Below are 17,541 nucleotides of genomic sequence, written 5' to 3'. Positions count from 1 at the left end.
GCAGCCGACGCCAGCGGGCGTTGCACGTGATTGTCCGGCTTTTCGACATTTCTTGCGGTCGCCGCCGGTCAGCCCGGACGGCGATGCTCGCTGGCATCCAGCCCATAGCGTTGCAGGCGATCGTACAGGCTGCGGCGCGATATCGACAGCGCCTGCGCGGCGCTGGTGACGTCGCCGGCGGCCCTGGCCAGCGCCTCGACGATGACGGCGGTCTCGAAGCGCGCGACCTGTTCGGCGAGCGGCACCCTGTCGGCCTCGCCCCCTGTCGGTGGAAGCGCGAGCACCGTCTGCACCGCGAAATTGCGCAGCGCGCGCACGTTGCCGCGCCACGGATCGGTCATCAGCCGCGCCTCGACCGGTGCGGTCAGGTCGGGCACCGGGCGGCCGAACCGCTCGGCGGCATCCTGAAGGAAATGCCGGAACAGCAGCGGCACGTCCGCGCGCCGCTCGCGCAGTGGCGGGATGCGCACGCGCACCGTTTCCAGCCGGTACAACAGATCCTCGCGGAAACGCCCGCGGGTGCAGGCCTGCGCCAGGTCGCCCTTTGCCGCGGCGACGATGCGCAGGTCTATGCTGCGCGGCGAGCCGCCGCCGACTGCGGGCAGTTCGCGCTCCTCGATCACGCGCAGCAGCTTGCCCTGCAGGGTCGCCGACATGCTGTCGATCTCGTCCAGGAACAGCGTGCCCCGGTCGGCATCGCCGATCCGCCCCTGTTGCAACCGCCCGCCGAACAGCGTCTCGTCCGCCTGATGATCGGGCAGCGCGGCGCAGTCGATCGCGACGAACTCGCGCGCGCGGCGCCGGCTCTGGCGATGGAGCATCCGCGCGACCAGTTCCTTGCCGGTGCCGGTCTCGCCCTCGATCAGCACGTCGACCTCGACCTGAGCCAGCTGGCGGATCGCGGCGCGCAGGCCGGCCATCGCCGCAGTGGTGCCGATCAGCGGGAAATCCTCCTCCGCGACCGGTAGTTCGGCACGCAGGCGGCGGTTCTCCAGCACCAGCCGCCGCGTTTCCAGCGCGCGCCGCACGCTGGCGACCAGATGGTCGGTCGCAAACGGCTTGGCGATGAAATCGAACGCGCCGCGCTCCATCGCGGCCACCGCCATCGGGATGTCGCCATGCCCGGTCATCAGCAGCACCGGCAGCTCCGGGTCGGCGGCGTGCACCGCATCGAACACGGCATGACCGTCCATCCCCGGCATACGGATGTCGGTGACGACGACACCCGCAAAATCGGGGTCGATCCGGCGCAGCGCGATCCGCGGATCGGCATGCGATTCCACCGCGATCCCGGCGATCGCGAACGTGTCGGCGATCGCGGCGCGCAGCGCATCGTCGTCGTCGATCAGCAGGACGTTCATTCCGGTGTCTCCCTCGCCAGCGCGACGGTGATGCGGAACGCCGCCCCGCCCAGCGGCGAGCGCGTGACGGCGACCTTTCCGTCGAAGGCGGTGACGATATCGTGCACGATCCCCAGCCCCAGTCCCAGCCCGTCGCGCTTGCCGGTGACGAAGGGGTCGAAAATCTGGCCGGCGATCGCCGGGTCGATCCCCGGGCCATTGTCGGCGACAGTCAGCGCGACGCTGGTGCCGTCGGCGTCGACCGTCAGCGCGACCTGCGCGCCGGCACGCCCCGCCACTGCGTCGAGCGCGTTCTGGAGCAGATTGACGAGCACCTGTTCCAGCCGGACGCGCCCCGCGATCACTGATGGCTGCCCGGGCGGAGGCCAGTCCAGCGCGACCCCGGCGGCGCGAAAGCGGTCGCCGATCAGCAGGCGGGTCCCCGCGATCACCGCGTCGAGCGGGACGGGGCCGATCGTCCCCGTCCCGCGCCGCGCAAACCCGCGCATTTCGTGCGTGATCGCGCCGATCCGCGCCGTCAGCGCGATCGCGCTGTCCAGGTTGGCGGCCACCCGGTCCAGGCGCCCGGCGTCCAGGTGCGCCCGCGCGTTTTCGGACAGGGTGCGGATCGTCGCGACCGGCTGGTTGATCTCATGCGCCAGCCCAGCGGTGATCGACCCCAGCGACGCCAGCCGGTTCGCCTGCGCCAGTTCCTCGCGCGCCTCGCGGAAGCGGCGGTCGACCCGCGCGTGCTCGGCGATCTCGTCGCGCAGTTCGGCGGTACGGGTCGCGACCGCGGCTTCCAGCGCGGCGCGTTCGCGGGCGGCATCCGCGGCGCGGGTCATCCGCCATAGCAGCAGGCCGGCGATGATCCCTGCCAGCAATGCCGCGACCAGACCGATCAGTCGCGCGAGATTGGCCGCGTCGCGCAGCGCGGCGGCCACCGGGGCGACGTGGACCAGCCGCCAGCCGGGCACCGGCATCGCCGCCGAGCCGACGATCAGACGCGCACCGTCCGGCGCCCGCGCGGTGCCGTTGCCGGCCCATACATAGCGGCTGGGCGCCAGCGGGGCCGCGCCGAACTGCGATGCGCCGGCGATCGCGCCGCGGGCCGCGGCGGTCAGCGGCCGCGTGACGCGGAACCGTTCGGCTGGGTCGGTCGCCAGCAGGATGATGCCGCGCCCGTCGATGATGAAGGTCTGGCCCGGATCGCCGCGCCAGATCCGCACCAGCTTGTCGAATTCCACCTTCACGACGATCACCCCCGCCGGATCGTTCGCGGTGCCGATCCGCCGGGTCAGGAACAAACCGGGACGTCCGCTGACGTTGCCGACCGCATAATATTCCGCCGCGCCGTCCTGCATCGCGCGGATGAAGTAAGGCCGGAACCGGTAATCGCGCCCGACGAAGCTTTCGGCGGTATCGGCGTTGGATGCCGACACGGTGCGGCCGTTCCTGTCGATCAGGTAGAGGACGGGCGCGCCGGTCCGCTCCGCCAGCAGCTTCAGCTTGCCATCCATCCGTCGCCGCGCGTCGGTGTCGCCGCGGCGCAGCGCCTCGTCCAGATCGGTATACTCGCCCAGCACCAGCGGCAGCAGCCGGAACTGCATCAGGTCGCTGGCGAACAGCCGGTTCTGCTGTGCGGCCACGCGCTGCGCCTCGTCGCGCAGATCGGTGATCGCCGACCGGCCGAGCCACGCCCCCGCCGCCACCCACACGAGCAGCCCGATCGTCGCGGCGGCAACGCAGGCCAGGGTCAGCGGAAGGACGCGGCGGGGCGGCATCGTTGCAGGATGCTGCACTTTTGCGGTGCCTGTCATGCGGAATCGTGCACGGGCGGGCGGCCGTCGACAAGCTTGATATGATGTAGGTCATTGGAATAACATATAAAAAACCCGCGGGTCCGGCGATTTGGCCGATCGCGCCGCCGGCCCCATGCTGCCGACGTGCCGAAACATCGGGCGCGAGAGGATGGATGATGGCTTTTCCCACCTGTGATGGTCCCCGCTTCGCCCGCCGCACCGTCGTGCCGGCGGGCGCGGGCGATGCCCGTTGCGCCATGCTCGCGCAGCCGGGCAGTTTCCGCTTCTGATGATGCAACCGAACGAAATCGGGAGAGACGAGATGGCGACCCTACCCATGACCGATGCCGCGCAGGACGCGCCACCGACGACCAACATGCGGCTGAAATCGATTATCGGCGGATCGACCGGCAATCTGGTCGAATGGTTCGACTGGTACGTCTATGCCGCCTTCACGCTCTATTTCGCGCCGCACTTCTTCCCCAGCGGCAATCAGACCGCGCAGTTGCTGAGCGCCGCAGCGGTGTTCGCCGTCGGCTTCGTGATGCGGCCGATCGGTGCGTGGGTAATGGGCGTCTATTCCGATCGCCACGGCCGGAAGGCGGGGCTGACGCTGTCGGTCACGCTGATGTGTGCCGGCTCGCTCATCATCGCGCTGACTCCCGGCTATGCCACGATCGGCGTCGCCGCGCCGGCGCTGCTGGTGATCGCGCGGTTGATGCAGGGACTGTCGGTGGGCGGCGAATATGGCGCCAGCGCGACCTATCTGTCGGAAATGGCGGGCAAGGACCGGCGCGGCTTCTTCTCGTCGTTCCAATATGTCACGCTGATCTCGGGCCAGCTGCTCGCGATCCTGCTGCTGCTGTTGCTCCAGAACGTGATGAGCAAGCCGGCGCTGGAGGAATGGGGCTGGCGGATCCCGTTCGCGGTCGGCGCGGTGCTCGCCGTCGTCGTCTTCCGCCTGCGCCGCGGGCTGGCCGAGACGCAGAGCTTCAAGAACGTCAGCAAGGGCGATGCGCCGAAATCGGGCTTCCTTGCGCTGCTGCGTCATCATCCGAAGGAAACCGCGCTGGTCATGCTGCTGACCGCGGGTGGTACGCTCGCCTTCTACGCCTATTCGATCTACATGCAGAAGTTCCTGGTCAACACCTCCGGCTTCACCAAGGAAGCCGCGACGCAGATCAATGCGGTGACGCTGTTCGTCTTCATGCTGCTCCAGCCCGTGGCCGGCGCGCTGAGCGACCGGATCGGGCGCAAGCCGTTGATGATCACGTTCGGCGTGTCGGGGATGCTGTTCACCTATCCGATCTTCACCGCGCTCCAGCATACGCAGGACATGTTCACCGCGGGGCTGCTGGTGATGGCCGCACTGATCATCGTGACGGGCTATACCTCGATCAACGCGGTGGTGAAGGCGGAGCTGTTCCCCGCGCACATCCGCGCGCTGGGCGTCGCGCTGCCCTATGCGCTGGCCAATACGCTGTTCGGTGGCACCGCCGAATGGGTGGCGCTGAAATTCAAGTCGTCCGGGTGGGAACAGGGCTTCTACTGGTATGTCACCGCGATGATCGGCGTGTCGCTGATCGTCTATCTGCGGATGCGCGACACGCGGCAGGACAGCCTGATCGCGGAGGATTGAGGCGTTTGGCGCCGTCGTCCGGCATGTCCGGCACGGCGGTGCGTCCCGCGTGCGCCGCACGGTCCGGCCGGATGATCTGTCAGGGAAAAATGGTGCTGCCGGTGAGGATTGAACTCACGACCTCAGCCTTACCAAGGATGCGCTCTACCACTGAGCTACGGCAGCACTCACCACCTTGCGGGCGGGAGCGGGCCTAAGAGACGAGGTAGGGCCGATTGTCAAGCCGGATCGGCGCGGCTAGCGCGAAAAGGATGAGCGATCGGGATGAAGACGCGCGGAACGGGCGGGCGGCGCGGCTCGCGGAGCAGCTGCGCGCCAATCTGAAACGGCGCAAGGCGCAGGCGCGCGCTGCCGCGGCGCAGGACGGTCCCCCGCTCGGCGACGGCGAGCAGCCGGTCAGCGCGTCGCCGCGGCGTAATGACCCAGCGTGAAGGCGGCGGCGATCCCCTGCCACGCGCCCAGCGAGGCGGCGCCCAGCGCCCCGAAAAGTCCCGCGACGATCAGCGTACGACGGGCGAACACCTTGATGTGAGCCATGCCAGATCCTCCCCACCCAGCGCCGGCGCCAATTCGTCGGCGACGCGGGCGTGATAAGCATTGAGCCACATCAGTTCGGCTTCCGTCAATAGGGCCGGATCGATCAGATCGCGGTCGATCGGCGCCAGCGTCAACGTCTCGAACGCCAGCATCGTCGCTTCGCCGCCAGGCAGGTCGCGCTCGACCACCAGCAACAGATTCTCGATGCGGATGCCGAAGTCGCCCGCCTTGTAATATCCCGGCTCGTTCGAGAGGATCATGCCGGGCAGCAGCGGTTCGGACGGGCCGGTGCCGCCATAGCTGGGCTTGGCGATCCGCGCCGGCCCTTCGTGCACCGACAGGAAGCTGCCGACGCCGTGGCCGGTGCCGTGCGCGAAATCGAGCCCCGCCTGCCACAGCGGCAGCCGCGCCAGCGCGTCGAGCTGCCCGCCGGTCGTCCCGCGCGGAAACACCGCGGTGGCCAGCGCGATATGCCCCTTCAGCACGCGGGTGAAGCGATCGCGCATCTCCGCGGCGGGGGCGCCGATCGGCACGACGCGGGTCACGTCGGTGGTGCCGTCCTGATACTGTCCCCCCGAATCGATCAGGTAGAGCTGGCCCGGCGCGATCGCGAGGTTCGATTCCTCGGTCACATGGTAGTGCGGAATCGCGCCGTGCGGCCCGGTCGCGGAAATGGCGTCGAACGACAGATCCCTGAGCACCCCGGTTTCGGCACGGAAACGGTGGAGCTGCGCCGCCGCGGACAATTCGGTCTGCCCGCCCTTGGGCGCCTCCGCCGCGATCCAGCGCAGGAACCGCGTCAGCGCCGCGCCGTCGCGGATCGAGGCGGCGCGGTGGCCGGCGATCTCGACCGGGTTCTTGGTCGCCTTGGCCACGATCACCGGATCGCGCAGCGGCAGGACGGTGCCGCCGCCCTGCTCCACCGCCTGCGCGATCGCCGCCACGGAAAAGGCCGGGTCGATCGCGACGCGCTTGCCCGACAGGCCCGCCAACGCCGCGGCGAAGGCGGCGCGATCATGGACGCGGACGGCGTTGCCCAGATGCTCGGCGACCGGCGGCGTCACCTTGTCGGGGGAAACGAACAGGTCGGCGGTGCCGTCCGCATGGACGATCGTATAGGCGAGCGCGACCGGGGTGCGCGCAACGTCCGCGCCGCGCACGTTGAGCAGCCAGGCGATCGAATCGAGTGCGGCGATCACCGTCGCATCGGCGCCCGCGCTGCCCAGCCAGTCGGCGACATCGGCGCGCTTGGCCGCCGAGGAGCGTCCGGCGACCGCATCGGGCTGCACCGTCATCACCGCATCGGACGGGGCGGGGCGGTCGGGCCACACCGCGTCGACCGGGTTGGCCTCCACTGCGACCAATTCGGCCCCGGCGGCCGCCAGCGCGGCGCGCGCCTCCTCCACCCAGGCCGCGGTGTGCAGCCACGGATCGTAGCCGACCCGCGCGCCGGCCGGGGCATGGTCGCGCAGCCAGGCGGCGATGCTGGTGTCCGGGACGCCGACGAACTGCCAGTCGTCGGCGGATACCTGTTCGCGCACCTGCAGCGTATAGCGCCCGTCGGTGAAGATCGCGGCCTCCGCCGGCAGCACCACCGCGGCGCCCGCCGACCCCTGGAACCCCGTCAGCCACGCCAGCCGCTGGGCATAGGCGCCGACATATTCGCTCATATGCTCGTCGGTCAGCGGCACGACGAAACCGTCGAGGCGCATCTGCGACAATTGTTCGCGAAGCGCGGCGAGGCGGGCGGAATGGGTCGACATGGAAGGTCCGTTGATAAGGGGTGCCCGGCGTCGTGGCACAACCGCTTCGCCGCGACCAGCCTTGACCCGGTCGCGCGGGGTGTCATCATGTCGTCACGCCGATGGGCGACATGCCCCGGCACGAAAGCGGAAAGGGGGACGTCGAAGCGTGTTCCATCCCGATCTGATCCGGCATCCGGACAGTTGCCCCACGTTGGTGCTGAACGCCGATTATACGCCCTTGTCCTATTACCCGCTGAGCATCTGGCCGTGGCAGACCGCGGTGAAGGCGGTGTTCCTGGACCGTGTCGACATCGTCGCGCATTACGAGCGCGAGGTGCGCAGCCCGACGCAGACGATGCGCCTGCCGTCGGTGATCGCGCTGAAGCAGTTCGTGCGGCCGTCGCAATTCCCCGCCTTCACGCGGTTCAACCTGTTCCTGCGCGACACCTTCGCCTGCCAATATTGCGGCAGCACCAAGCGCGAGCTGACGTTCGACCATGTCATCCCGCGGGCGCAGGGCGGGCGGACGACCTGGGAGAATGTCGTCACCGCGTGCGCGCCGTGCAACCTGAAGAAGGGCGGGCGTACCCCGCGACAGGCGGGCATGCCGCTGGCGATCGAGCCGATCCGCCCGACCAGCTGGCACCTCCAGGAACACGGCCGGCGCTTCCCGCCGAATTATCTGCACGAAACATGGCACGACTGGCTCTATTGGGATGTTGAGCTGGAAGCGTAACGACGGAGCCGGGACAAGCATGCGCACGACATTGGTGGTGGTAGCCGGCGCGATCGCGCTGGCCGCCTGTTCCGGCACGAGCGAGGAGCAGAAGGCGCTGGAGAACGGCGCGCTCGACAATTACGTCCCGCCCTTCGTGATGTCGCGGCTGGATTTCGGCGGGGTAGTGGAGCGGCGGTTCCGGCGCCTGGACGTCAACAACGACGACAAGCTGACCCGCAACGAACTGCCGAAGCGGCTGCAGGACCGGTTCGACGAGATCGACGCGAACCGAAACGGCGCGATCTCGAACGAGGAATGGAGCCGCTGGATGATGGCGCGGTTCGACCGGCAGGATGCCAACCACGACGGCACGGTGACCAGCGACGAGCGCGAGCGGGCGCGCGAGCAGCACGAAACCGACCTGCCGACCCCCGCAGACGAGCCGGCGAGCAACACCGCTGCGTCGAAGGCGGGTTGACCGCGGCGCTGGTGCAGCGCAGCAAAGGCGCCATGGCCACGCTTCCCCCGATCACCAACAATCCCGATGTCCGCTATCTGGGCCGCGTCCTGGGCGACGTGATCCGCGCGTATGGCGGGGAAAAGCTCTACGAGCGGACCGAGGCGATCCGCTCAGCATCGGTGGAGCGGCATCGCGGCAACCACCAGGCATCGCCCGATGCGGAACTGGGGACGCTGGACCTGGACGAGACGCTCGATTTTGTGCGCGGGTTCATGCTGTTCTCGATGCTCGCCAACCTGGCCGAGGACCGGCAGGGCATCGCCGCGGAGGAGGGGGCCGACCTGGCCGCCGCGCTCGACCGGCTGGCGCGCGAGGGGATCGGGCGCGAGGCGGTGGCCGCGCTGCTCGACGATGCGCTGATCGCCCCGGTGCTGACCGCGCACCCCACCGAGGTGCGGCGCAAGAGCATGATCGACCACCGCAACCGCATCGCCCAGTTGATGGCGCTGCGCGATCGCGGGATCGACACGACGCCCGACGGCGACCGGGTGGACGAGGCGATCGTGCGCCAGGTCGCGCTGCTGTGGCAGACGCGCGTGCTGCGGCGCGAGCGGCTGTACGTCGTCGACGAGGTGGACACCGCGCTGAGCTATCTGCGCGAGGTGTTCCTGCCGGTGATCCCGGCGCTGTACCAAAGGTGGGACCGCGCGATGGGCGAGCGGGTGCCGTCGTTCCTGAAGCCGGGCAGCTGGATCGGCGGCGACCGCGACGGCAACCCGTTCGTGACCGCCGATTCGCTGCGCACCGCACTGGCGAAGGCGGCGCAGGCGGTGCTGGGCTTCTACATGGACCAGCTGCACGCGATGGGAGCGGAACTGTCGATCTCCGCGCACCATGCGGTGGTCGACGAGGGCGTGCTGGCGCTGGCCGAGGCGAGCGGCGACACCGCCGAGAGCCGTAGCGACGAGCCGTATCGCCGCGCGCTGTCGGGGATCTACGCGCGTGTCGCGGCGACGTACCGCGCGATCACCGGGCAGGCGCCGCCGCGGCCGGGGCATCTGACCGGCGAACCCTATCCCGATCCGGCCGCGCTGCGCGCCGATGTGGTGACACTGGCGCGGCCGCTGTCGGACAATGGCGACGGCCTGCTGGGCACCGGCGGCGCGCTGGGGCGGCTGATCCGCGCGGTCGAGGTGTTCGGTTTCCACCTCGCCACGCTGGACCTGCGGCAGAACAGCGCGGTGCATGAGCGCGTGGTGGCGGAAATGCTGGCCAAGGCCGGCGTCTGCGACGATTACGCCGCGCTGGGCGAGGATGCGCGCGTCATGCTGCTGCGCCAGGAACTGGCCACCGCGCGCCCGCTGACCAGCCCGTTCGCCGATTATTCGGAGGAGACCGCGTCCGAACTGGCGATCGTCCGCGCGGCGGCGGCGGCGCATGCCACCTACGGCGCGGCATGCATCCGCCAGTATATCGTGTCGATGACCAAGTCAGTGTCGGACCTGCTGGAGGTCCACCTGCTCCTGAAGGAAGTCGGCCTGTACCGACCCGGCAACGGCCATCCGGCGACCGCGGCGATCATGGCGGTTCCGCTGTTCGAGACGATCGAGGATCTGGAGGCGGCGCCGGCGATCATGACCGAGTGGTTCGCGATTCCGGAGGTGCGCGCGATCGCCACCGCGCGCGGCCACCAGGAAGTGATGATCGGTTATTCCGACAGCAACAAGGACGGCGGATACCTGACGTCCACCTGGCAATTGTCGAAGGCGTCGACCGCGCTGAAGCCGGTGTTCGATGCGGTCGGCGTCGGGATGCAGCTGTTCCACGGGCGCGGCGGCGCGGTGGGGCGCGGCGGCGGTTCCAGCTTCGCCGCGATCCGCGCGCAACCGCCGGGCACGGTGCAGGGCCGCATCCGCATCACCGAACAGGGCGAAGTGATCGCGGGCAAATACGGCACGCGCGAAAGCGCGACGACCAACCTGGAGGCGATGGCGTCGGCGACGCTGCTGGCCAGCCTGGAGCCGGCGCAGCTGTCGAACGGCGAGAATGCGACGTTCGGCGCGGCGATGGATGCACTGTCCGATGCGGCGTTCCACGCCTATCGCGGGCTGGTGTACGGGACCGAGGGGTTCCGCACCTTCTTCCGCCAGATGACGCCGATCGCCGAGATCGCCGGCCTCAAGATCGGCAGCCGCCCGGCCAGCCGCAAGCAATCCGACGCGATCGAGGACCTGCGCGCGATCCCGTGGGTGTTCAGCTGGGCGCAGGCGCGCGTCATGCTGCCGGGCTGGTACGGCGTGGGGCAGGCGATCGCGGCGTTCGAGGACCGCGGGCTGTTGCGCGAGATGGCGCAGGGCTGGCCGCTGTTCGCCGCGACGCTGGCCAACATGGAGATGGTGCTCGCCAAGTCCGACATGGGGATCGCCGGGCGCTATGCCGGGCTGGTCGAGGACACGGCATTGCGCGACGCGGTGTTCGGCCGCATCCATGACGGCTGGCAGCAGACGCACGACGGGCTGCTGGACGTGACCGGGCAGGCGCATCTGCTGGAACGGCACCCGGCACTGGATGCGTCGATCCGGCTGCGCCTGCCCTATATCGAGCCGCTGAACCTGTTGCAGATCGAGCTGATGAAGCGGCACCGCGCGGGTGAGGATGACGAGCGCGTGCGGCAGGGCATCCTGTTGTCGATCAATGCGATCGCGACCGCGTTGCGCAATTCAGGCTGACCGACGCGGCGGGGTCGATCGCCGGCCGCGAATGTTGCGAATGTTGAGCCGCTGGCGCGGTGATTCGTCGCGCGTGCGGCGCCGGGGCGGCGCGTGGGTGGCGCGTCGCGGTAGCGCGGGTGTGGCGTGCTCGTCTGAAAGCGCAGGCGGCAGGCCTGACGGAGGAAGCCGCTCCAGGACCGATCAACATTCGCCTCCGTTCGTCCCTAGGAGCCGTCGAGCTTGTCGGAACGGCGTTTCGCAGGATGTTTCGAGACGAGGCTTCGGCAGGCTCAGCCTCTCCTCGGCACGAACGGAGGGGGAAGGGCGATCCGGCCCGGGATGGTTCTTCGTCGCGGCCCCGCCGAGGGCGGGCAGGTCGCTGGTCGGGGGATCGACGCTGGGAAGGAGCGTCGCGACCATGGCAGAGGCGGGGCGTGTAGGACAGCCCGCGCCGGCGGCGGGGATCGGCCCGCGGCCCGGCATTGCATCCGGCAAGTGACGCGATAGGCTGTCGGCGGACAAGGCGCCGGTCGACCGGCGCGGACAGGGGAGGACAGGGGGATGCGCGGATTGCGTGTGCTGCTGGTCGCGGCGTGGCTGGCGCTGGCCGGCTATACCGGGATGGTCGTGGCGCGGCATGGCATGGACCTGCTGCCGATATTCCTCGGCGATATCGCGCGCGGTGGCTGGCCGGGGCAGTTCAATGCCGATTTCCTGTGTTTCCTGACGCTGTCGGCGCTGTGGACCGCTTGGCGGAACCGCTTCTCGCCGGGCGGAATGGCGCTGGGCGTCGTGGCGTTCTTCGGCGGGGCGGGGTTCCTGCTGCCGTATCTGCTGTTCCTGAGCGTGCGGGCGCGCGGCGATGTGGCGGCGATGCTGACCGGGCGCGCGCGGGGATAGCGCCCGCTATTGCCCGACGAAGGTGCGCGACAGGCCGTGGTACAGCTTTTCACGGCAGACCCAGCGGCTGGCGGCGTCGGCGATGAAGGCGGTGGCGAACATCGGCAGCATCAGCCCGCGGCTGGCGGTAGTTTCGGACAGGATGATGACCGCGGTCAGCGGCGCGCGCACCACGCCCGCGAAATAGCCGACCATCCCCAGGATGACGACCGCGGAGGCCGGATCGGACGGGAACAGTTCGCGCAGCAGGTTGCCCACCCCCGCACCGACCGCGAGCGAGGGGGCGAAGATGCCCCCCGGCAGCCCCGCGACCGCGGTGGCGAGCGTCGCGGCGAACTTGGCGGGGCCGAACCACAAGGGTGCATCGACGCCGGTGATCATCGCGCGCGCCGCCGAATAGCCGGTGCCCCAGGTCAGCCCGGTGGCGACGCCCAGCACCGCGACGACGGTGCCGCAGCCCCCGGCGAACAGCAGCGGATGCGCGCGCGCCCATCGCGACAGGCGATGGCCGCCATTGGCCATCCCCAGCATCAGCCGCGCGAACAATCCGCCGGCGATGCCGCCCGCGACCCCCGCGACCGGCGCGACCACCAATGCCGACAGGATCGGCATATGCGCGCCGATCAGCCCGAAATAGACATAGTCGCCCTGTACCGACTGCGCGACCATGCCGGCGATGACGATCGCCGACAGGACCAGCAAGGTGACCCGCTGTTCATAGGCGGAGGCCAGTTCCTCGATTGCGAATAGCAGCCCGGCAAGCGGGGTGTTGAACGCCGCCGCGACGCCCGCCGCGCCGCCCGCGATCACCACCGGCATCCGCAGCGGCACGCGCAGCAGCCGGTGGCTGAAGCCCATCACCGCGGCGGCGAGCTGTACCGTCGGCCCCTCGCGGCCGACGGAGGCGCCCCCCGCGACCGCCCCGAGCGTCAGCACCGCCTTCACCGACACGGTGCGCGGGGAGATCAGCGAGCGGGTGGCGCCCTGCGGATCCTCGCTGGCGGCGATCACCTGCGGGATGCCCGATCCGCGTGCCAGCGGGGCGAGGCGACGGGTCAGCCACGCGAGCGCGACGAACAGCAGCGGGGTGACGACCAGCGGGGCGTAGCGATGGGCGCGCGCCTGGGTCGCGAAGAAGGCGCCCGCCGCATCCGCGGCGGCGGCGAACAAGGTGGCGACCAGCCCGACCGCGACCGCGCCGGTCAGGATCGCCAGCCGGGTGCGGAAGCGGACCGAGCGCGGCCCGGTGGCGCGCATCAGCGCCAGATAGCGGGCGCGCGTCCAGCGGCGCGGGGGGCGGGGGCGGGTTGCGTCGGTCATGCGTCAGGCCGGCATAGCGGGAACGGGCCGGTCATCCCTCCAGGCTTTTCGAGGCCTGTTCGAACAGATCCTTCGATATGTCGGGCGTGGCGACGATCCGCGCGAGTTCGGCGCGCATCCGTTCGGCGCGCGCCGGATCGAAGCGGCGCCAGCGGCCGAGCGGGGGCAGCAGCTTCGCCGCGGTCTGCGGGTTGAGCGCGTCGAGCGCGAGCAGCTGGTCGGCGAGCCAGCGATAGCCGTCGCCCCCATCGGCGTGGAAGGCGCGCTGGTTGGCGCCGAACGCGCCGATCAGCGCGCGCGCGCGATTGGGGTTGGCGAGCGTGAAATCTGGGTGCTGCGCCAGTTCGGCGACCAGCGCGGGCGTATCCTCCAGCGGCGACAGCGCCTGCGTCTGGAACCATTTGTCGAGCACCAGCGTATTGCCGGCATAGCGATGGTAGAAGACGTCGAGCGCGGCGTCGCGTTCCGCCGAGTGGCCCGCGACCAACGTGGTCAGCGCGCCGTGGCGGTCGGTCATGTTGTCCGTCGCCTCGAACTGCGCATAGGCGAGCGCGGCGGCATCGGCCGCCCCCGATGCGGCGACATAGCCAAGCGCGACGTTGCGCAGCCTGCGGATGCCCTTGTCCTCCGGCGTATAGGCGAACGGGCGGCGCAGCGCGGGGTCGCAGGCGGCGCGCCAGCGCGCGTCCAGCGCGCGGCCCAGATCGCGGCGCAGCGCCTCGCGCGCCTGGAAGATCGCCTCTGGATCGACGATCGACAATTGGTCGCCGATGAAGCTTTCGGCGGGCAGCAGCACCGCCTCGGCGACGAACGCGCGGTCGAGCGCGGGATCGTCGAGCGTGTCGGCGACCGCGGCGATCACCGCGGCATGATCCGCCTCGCCCTCCACGGTCGCGGCGACGAGCGTGTCGAGCATCAGCTGCTGCATCGCCTCGTACCGGGCGAAGGGATCGTCGTCGTGCCGCGCGAGGAAGGCGAGATCGGCGGCCGAACGATCGCTGTCGATGACGACGGGCGCGGAGAAGCCGCGGTTGAGCGAGACGACCGGGCGTTCGGTGACCGTCTCGAACGTGATGCTGGCGGCGGCGTCGGACAGGATGACGAGCCGTTCGTCGCCCAGCGGCTGGCCGGTTTCGGCCCCGAACAGCCGCAGCCGCAACGGCAGCACCTGCGGCTGCTTGGCCGTCTGGCCGGGGGTATCGGGCACCTTCTGCGCCAGATGCAGCGTGGCACGGCCGCTGCCGGGACGGTGATCGAGCGTGGCGGAAACGCGCGGGGTGCCGGCCTGGCTGTACCACAGGCGGAAGCGCGTGAGGTCGACGCCGCCGGCCTCCTCCATGCAGGCCACGAAATCCTCGCACGTGGCGGCGGTGCCGTCGAACCGGTCGAAATAGAGATCGGTGGCGGCGCGGAAGCGTTCGGGGCCGAGGATCGTGGCCATCATGCGGATCAGCTCCGCCCCCTTGTTGTAGATGGTGGCGGTGTAGAAATTGCCGATCTCGATATAGCTTTCGGGGCGGACCGGATGCGCCAGCGGGCCGGCATCCTCCGGGAATTGCGCGGCGCGCAGCCCGCGCACATCCTCGATCCGCTTGACCGCGGGCGATCCCTGATCGGCGGAGAAGCCCTGATCGCGATAGACGGTGAAGCCTTCCTTCAGGCTGAGCTGGAACCAGTCGCGGCAGGTGACGCGGTTGCCGGACCAGTTGTGGAAATATTCGTGCGCCACCACCGCGGCGATCGCGTCATAATCCCAGTCGGTGGCGGTATCCGGGTCGGCGAGGATGTAGCGGCTGTTGAAGATGTTCAGCCCCTTGTTCTCCATCGCGCCGAAGTTGAAATCGTCCACCGCGACGATGTTGAACACGTCGAGATCGTATTCGCGGCCATAGACCCGCTCGTCCCACGCCATTGCCAGTTGCAGCGCATGGAGCGCGTGGCCGGTGCGCGCCAGATCGGCGGCGCGCACCCAGATGCCCAGTTCGACGACGCGCCCCGAGCGGGTGGTGAAGGTGCCGCGATTGACCGCCAGGTCGCCCGCCACCAGCGCGAACAGGTACGACGGCTTGGGATAGGGATCGTGCCATTCGGCCCAGTGCGTGCCGTCCGCGCCGTCGCCCGCCGCGACCGGATCGCCATTGGCGAGCAGCACCGGGAAGCGCGCCTTGTCCGCGGTCATCCGCACGCGATAGGTCGACAGCACGTCGGGGCGATCGGGGAACCAGGTGATGCGGCGGAACCCCTCCGCCTCGCACTGCGTGCACAGGATCCCGCCCGAGGCGTAGAGGCCCATCAGCTGGGTGTTGCGATCGGGCGCGATCTCCACCTCCGTTTCGACCACATGCGCGTCGCCGGGCAGCGCGAGCACCAGCTGTTCGCCCACGATCCGCCAGTCGTTGACCGCGATGCCGTCGACCCGCACCGCCAGCGGCACCTGCCCCGCGCCGTCCAGCCGCAGCGGTTCGTCGTGCGCGCCGGCACGTACCACCTCCAGCCGGGCATGGACGCGCGTGGCGAGCGGATCGAGCGCGACATCGAGCGCCACCTGCGGCACCTGCCAGGCGGGTGGGGCATAGTCGCTGCGCCGTGTCACCACGGGCGTGGCGGGGGCGGCGGCGGTTGCGCGGGTGTCGGCCATGACCGCGACTATAGCTGGCATGGCCGATGGTTCCATCGCAAAGCTTGCCTCAACGCATCAGGATCGTATCATCCGTCACGGTCGTCCCCCCGATAATCCGGAAAGTCCCGCCCCTTGCCCCGTATCGCCCGTTCGCTTGCGCTTGCCCTGCTGCCGCTGTCCGCCGTCGCTTCCGCCCAGACTGCCGCCCCGCTGCCGCCCGAGGAAGCGGCGCTGAAGTCGCACGTCATGTTCCTGGCGTCCGACGCGATGAAGGGGCGCGATGCCGGCAGCGGGGAATATGACATCGCCGCCGCCTATGTCGCGGCGCAATTCCAGGCCGCCGGGCTGACCCCGATGGGCGCGAACGGCAGCTACCTGCAACCCGTGCCGCTGGTCGCGTACAAGCTGGCCGAGGGCGCGCGCGCCGCGCTGGCGGACGGTGCGGCGCTGGAGGCGGGCCAGGATATCGCGTTCGCCGCCAACCCCGCCGCCAAGGCGACCGCGGTCAGCGCGCCGGTGGTGTTCGTCGGCCACGGGCTGGAGGCGCCGGCGTTCGGCATCGACGATTATGCGGGCCTTGATGTGCGCGGCAGGATCGTCGCCTACATCGGCGGGGCGCCCGCCGGATTGCCGAGCGAGGTGGCCGCGACGATGGGCGGGCCGCAGGAGCGGCTGCGCGCCGCGGCGGCGCATGGCGCGGTGGGCGCGATCGCGCTGGCCGACCTGCGCGCGGCCGGACGCGGATCGCCCGCCTTCGCCGGCGTGGTCACCGCGCAGGCGAGCGAACGCGTGACCTGGGCGACCCCGGCGGGGGTGGGCAACAGCGCGACGCCCGCCACCCCGCTGCTCGCCACGCTGTCCCCGGCGGGCGGCGCGAAGCTGTTCGGGAAGGCGTGGCCCGCGATCGTCAAGGCGGCGGCGCGCAAGGCTCTGCGCCGCGTGCCCGCCGTCTCGGTCGCGCCGCTGACGATCACCAGCGCCACGACGTTCCGCGCGATGCCCAGCAGCAACGTCGTCGGCATGCTGCCGGGCAGCGACCCGGCGCTGGCGGGCGAGATGGTGGTGCTGTCCGCGCATCTGGACCATGTCGGCGTGGGCAAGCCGGTGAACGGCGATGCGATCTACAACGGCGCGATGGACGATGCGGTGGGGATCGCGACGCTGATCGAGGAAGCGCGCCGGTTCAAGGCGGCGGGCGCCGCGCCGAAACGCAGCATCCTGTTCCTGGCGGTGACCGCGGAGGAGAAGGGGCTGGTGGGCAGCGACTATTTCGTCAACCACCCGCCGGTGCCGATCGACCGGATCGTCGCCGACGTGAACCTGGACATGCCGATCCTGACGTACCGGTTCGAGGATATGGTGGCGTTCGGCGGCGACCGGTCGACGCTCGGCCCGATCATCGCGCGCGCGACGGGCGCGCTGGGCGTCGCGCTGTCGCCCGATCCGATCCCGGAAATGTCGATCTTCGTGCGGTCCGACCATTACAATTTCGTGCGCAAGGGCGTGCCGTCGGTGTTCCTGTGGCCGGGGCTGAAGGGGCCGGGGCGCGCGGCGTTCGATACGTTCATGAACAATTGCTACCACCGGCCGTGCGACGACCTGAACCAGCCGTTCCTGTGGGGCGAGGGCGTCAGGTTCCTGGACGCCAATTACCGCATCGCGCGCGAGATCGCGGATGCGCCGCAGCGCCCGGTGTGGAACAAGGGCGATTATTTCGGCACCCTCTACAAGGGGCCGATGGCACCATAA

The 17,541-nt window shown here is 70.0% G+C and carries 12 protein-coding genes and 1 tRNA gene; 6 read left to right on the top strand and 7 right to left on the bottom strand.

Translation table 11 applies throughout. The features are described 5' to 3' along the window. Positions 1–68: 68 nt before the first annotated feature. On the bottom strand, positions 69–1,361 hold the full coding sequence (locus COA17_RS06510) for a sigma-54-dependent transcriptional regulator (RefSeq protein WP_096611080.1): 1,293 nt from the start codon (positions 1,359–1,361) through the stop codon (positions 69–71). Further along, the gene (locus tag COA17_RS06505) at positions 1,358–3,160 is read right to left on the bottom strand and encodes a sensor histidine kinase (RefSeq protein ID WP_217990993.1); all 1,803 of its coding nucleotides are present in this window, start codon (positions 3,158–3,160) and stop codon (positions 1,358–1,360) included. The genes COA17_RS06510 and COA17_RS06505 overlap by 4 nt, the downstream gene beginning before the upstream one ends. A gap of 304 nt (positions 3,161–3,464) precedes the next feature. On the opposite strand from COA17_RS06505, the gene COA17_RS06500 reads away from it, so the two are divergent. Then, complete coding sequence (locus COA17_RS06500) at positions 3,465–4,781, top strand: MFS transporter (RefSeq protein WP_245857502.1); 1,317 nt, start codon at positions 3,465–3,467, stop codon at positions 4,779–4,781. Between the two features lie 90 nt (positions 4,782–4,871). Here the strand turns inward: COA17_RS06500 and COA17_RS06495 are convergent. The 3 genes from COA17_RS06495 to COA17_RS06485 all read right to left on the bottom strand — a co-directional run bounded on the left by COA17_RS06495 (position 4,872) and on the right by COA17_RS06485 (position 7,081). Beyond that, positions 4,872–4,946, bottom strand: a tRNA-Thr gene (locus COA17_RS06495). A gap of 231 nt (positions 4,947–5,177) precedes the next feature. Further along, the gene (locus tag COA17_RS19305; RefSeq protein WP_156445774.1) at positions 5,178–5,318 is read right to left on the bottom strand and encodes a hypothetical protein; all 141 of its coding nucleotides are present in this window, start codon (positions 5,316–5,318) and stop codon (positions 5,178–5,180) included. Beyond that, positions 5,282–7,081, bottom strand: a complete 1,800-nt coding sequence (locus COA17_RS06485; RefSeq protein WP_096611072.1) for an aminopeptidase P family protein — start codon at positions 7,079–7,081, stop codon at positions 5,282–5,284. The genes COA17_RS19305 and COA17_RS06485 overlap by 37 nt, the downstream gene beginning before the upstream one ends. Positions 7,082–7,229: 148 nt before the next feature. On the opposite strand from COA17_RS06485, the gene COA17_RS06480 reads away from it, so the two are divergent. The 4 genes from COA17_RS06480 (at position 7,230) to COA17_RS06465 (ending at position 11,852) form a co-directional block, all read left to right on the top strand. Then, positions 7,230–7,799: an HNH endonuclease gene (locus COA17_RS06480; RefSeq protein WP_066488732.1), complete on the top strand. Its 570-nt coding sequence runs from the start codon at positions 7,230–7,232 to the stop codon at positions 7,797–7,799. Between the two features lie 19 nt (positions 7,800–7,818). Next, positions 7,819–8,259 (top strand): EF-hand domain-containing protein, encoded by a 441-nt coding sequence (locus COA17_RS06475; protein WP_066488735.1) that lies wholly within the window; start codon positions 7,819–7,821, stop codon positions 8,257–8,259. Between the two features lie 32 nt (positions 8,260–8,291). Beyond that, positions 8,292–10,970, top strand: a complete 2,679-nt coding sequence (ppc, locus tag COA17_RS06470) for a phosphoenolpyruvate carboxylase (RefSeq protein ID WP_066488744.1) — start codon at positions 8,292–8,294, stop codon at positions 10,968–10,970. Between the two features lie 543 nt (positions 10,971–11,513). Further along, a complete protein-coding gene (locus COA17_RS06465; RefSeq protein WP_066488736.1) occupies positions 11,514–11,852 on the top strand; it encodes a hypothetical protein in 339 nt (112 codons plus the stop codon). Between the two features lie 6 nt (positions 11,853–11,858). Here COA17_RS06465 and COA17_RS06460 read toward each other — a convergent pair whose 3' ends face one another. Together COA17_RS06460 and pepN are read right to left on the bottom strand one after the other, a co-directional pair. Next, complete coding sequence (locus tag COA17_RS06460) at positions 11,859–13,172, bottom strand: chloride channel protein (protein WP_096611070.1); 1,314 nt, start codon at positions 13,170–13,172, stop codon at positions 11,859–11,861. A gap of 31 nt (positions 13,173–13,203) precedes the next feature. After that, positions 13,204–15,810, bottom strand: coding sequence for an aminopeptidase N (gene pepN / locus COA17_RS06455; RefSeq protein ID WP_096611068.1), 2,607 nt, complete (start codon positions 15,808–15,810; stop codon positions 13,204–13,206). 114 nt (positions 15,811–15,924) lie between these two features. Between pepN and COA17_RS06450 the strand changes: the two genes are divergently transcribed. After that, the gene (locus COA17_RS06450) at positions 15,925–17,541 is read left to right on the top strand and encodes a M28 family peptidase (protein WP_245857500.1); all 1,617 of its coding nucleotides are present in this window, start codon (positions 15,925–15,927) and stop codon (positions 17,539–17,541) included.

The sequence above is a fragment of the Sphingomonas ginsenosidimutans genome, from assembly GCF_002374835.1.
In the GTDB taxonomy this organism is placed as follows: Bacteria; Pseudomonadota; Alphaproteobacteria; order Sphingomonadales; family Sphingomonadaceae; genus Sphingomonas; species Sphingomonas ginsenosidimutans.
The sequence above is the reverse complement of the archived record's forward strand: the minus strand, read 5'-3'. Positions and strand labels throughout refer to the sequence as shown.

Coding starts and splice junctions, on each gene's coding strand:
- COA17_RS06510 (WP_096611080.1), bottom strand. CDS start 1,361: ATGAACGTCCTGCTGATCGACGACGACGATGCGCTGCGCGCCGCGATC.
- COA17_RS06505 (WP_217990993.1), bottom strand. CDS start 3,160: ATGACAGGCACCGCAAAAGTGCAGCATCCTGCAACGATGCCGCCCCGC.
- COA17_RS06500 (WP_245857502.1), top strand. CDS start 3,465: ATGGCGACCCTACCCATGACCGATGCCGCGCAGGACGCGCCACCGACG.
- COA17_RS19305 (WP_156445774.1), bottom strand. CDS start 5,318: ATGGCTCACATCAAGGTGTTCGCCCGTCGTACGCTGATCGTCGCGGGA.
- COA17_RS06485 (WP_096611072.1), bottom strand. CDS start 7,081: ATGTCGACCCATTCCGCCCGCCTCGCCGCGCTTCGCGAACAATTGTCG.
- COA17_RS06475 (WP_066488735.1), top strand. CDS start 7,819: ATGCGCACGACATTGGTGGTGGTAGCCGGCGCGATCGCGCTGGCCGCC.
- ppc (WP_066488744.1), top strand. CDS start 8,292: ATGGCCACGCTTCCCCCGATCACCAACAATCCCGATGTCCGCTATCTG.
- COA17_RS06465 (WP_066488736.1), top strand. CDS start 11,514: ATGCGCGGATTGCGTGTGCTGCTGGTCGCGGCGTGGCTGGCGCTGGCC.
- COA17_RS06460 (WP_096611070.1), bottom strand. CDS start 13,172: ATGACCGACGCAACCCGCCCCCGCCCCCCGCGCCGCTGGACGCGCGCC.
- pepN (WP_096611068.1), bottom strand. CDS start 15,810: ATGGCCGACACCCGCGCAACCGCCGCCGCCCCCGCCACGCCCGTGGTG.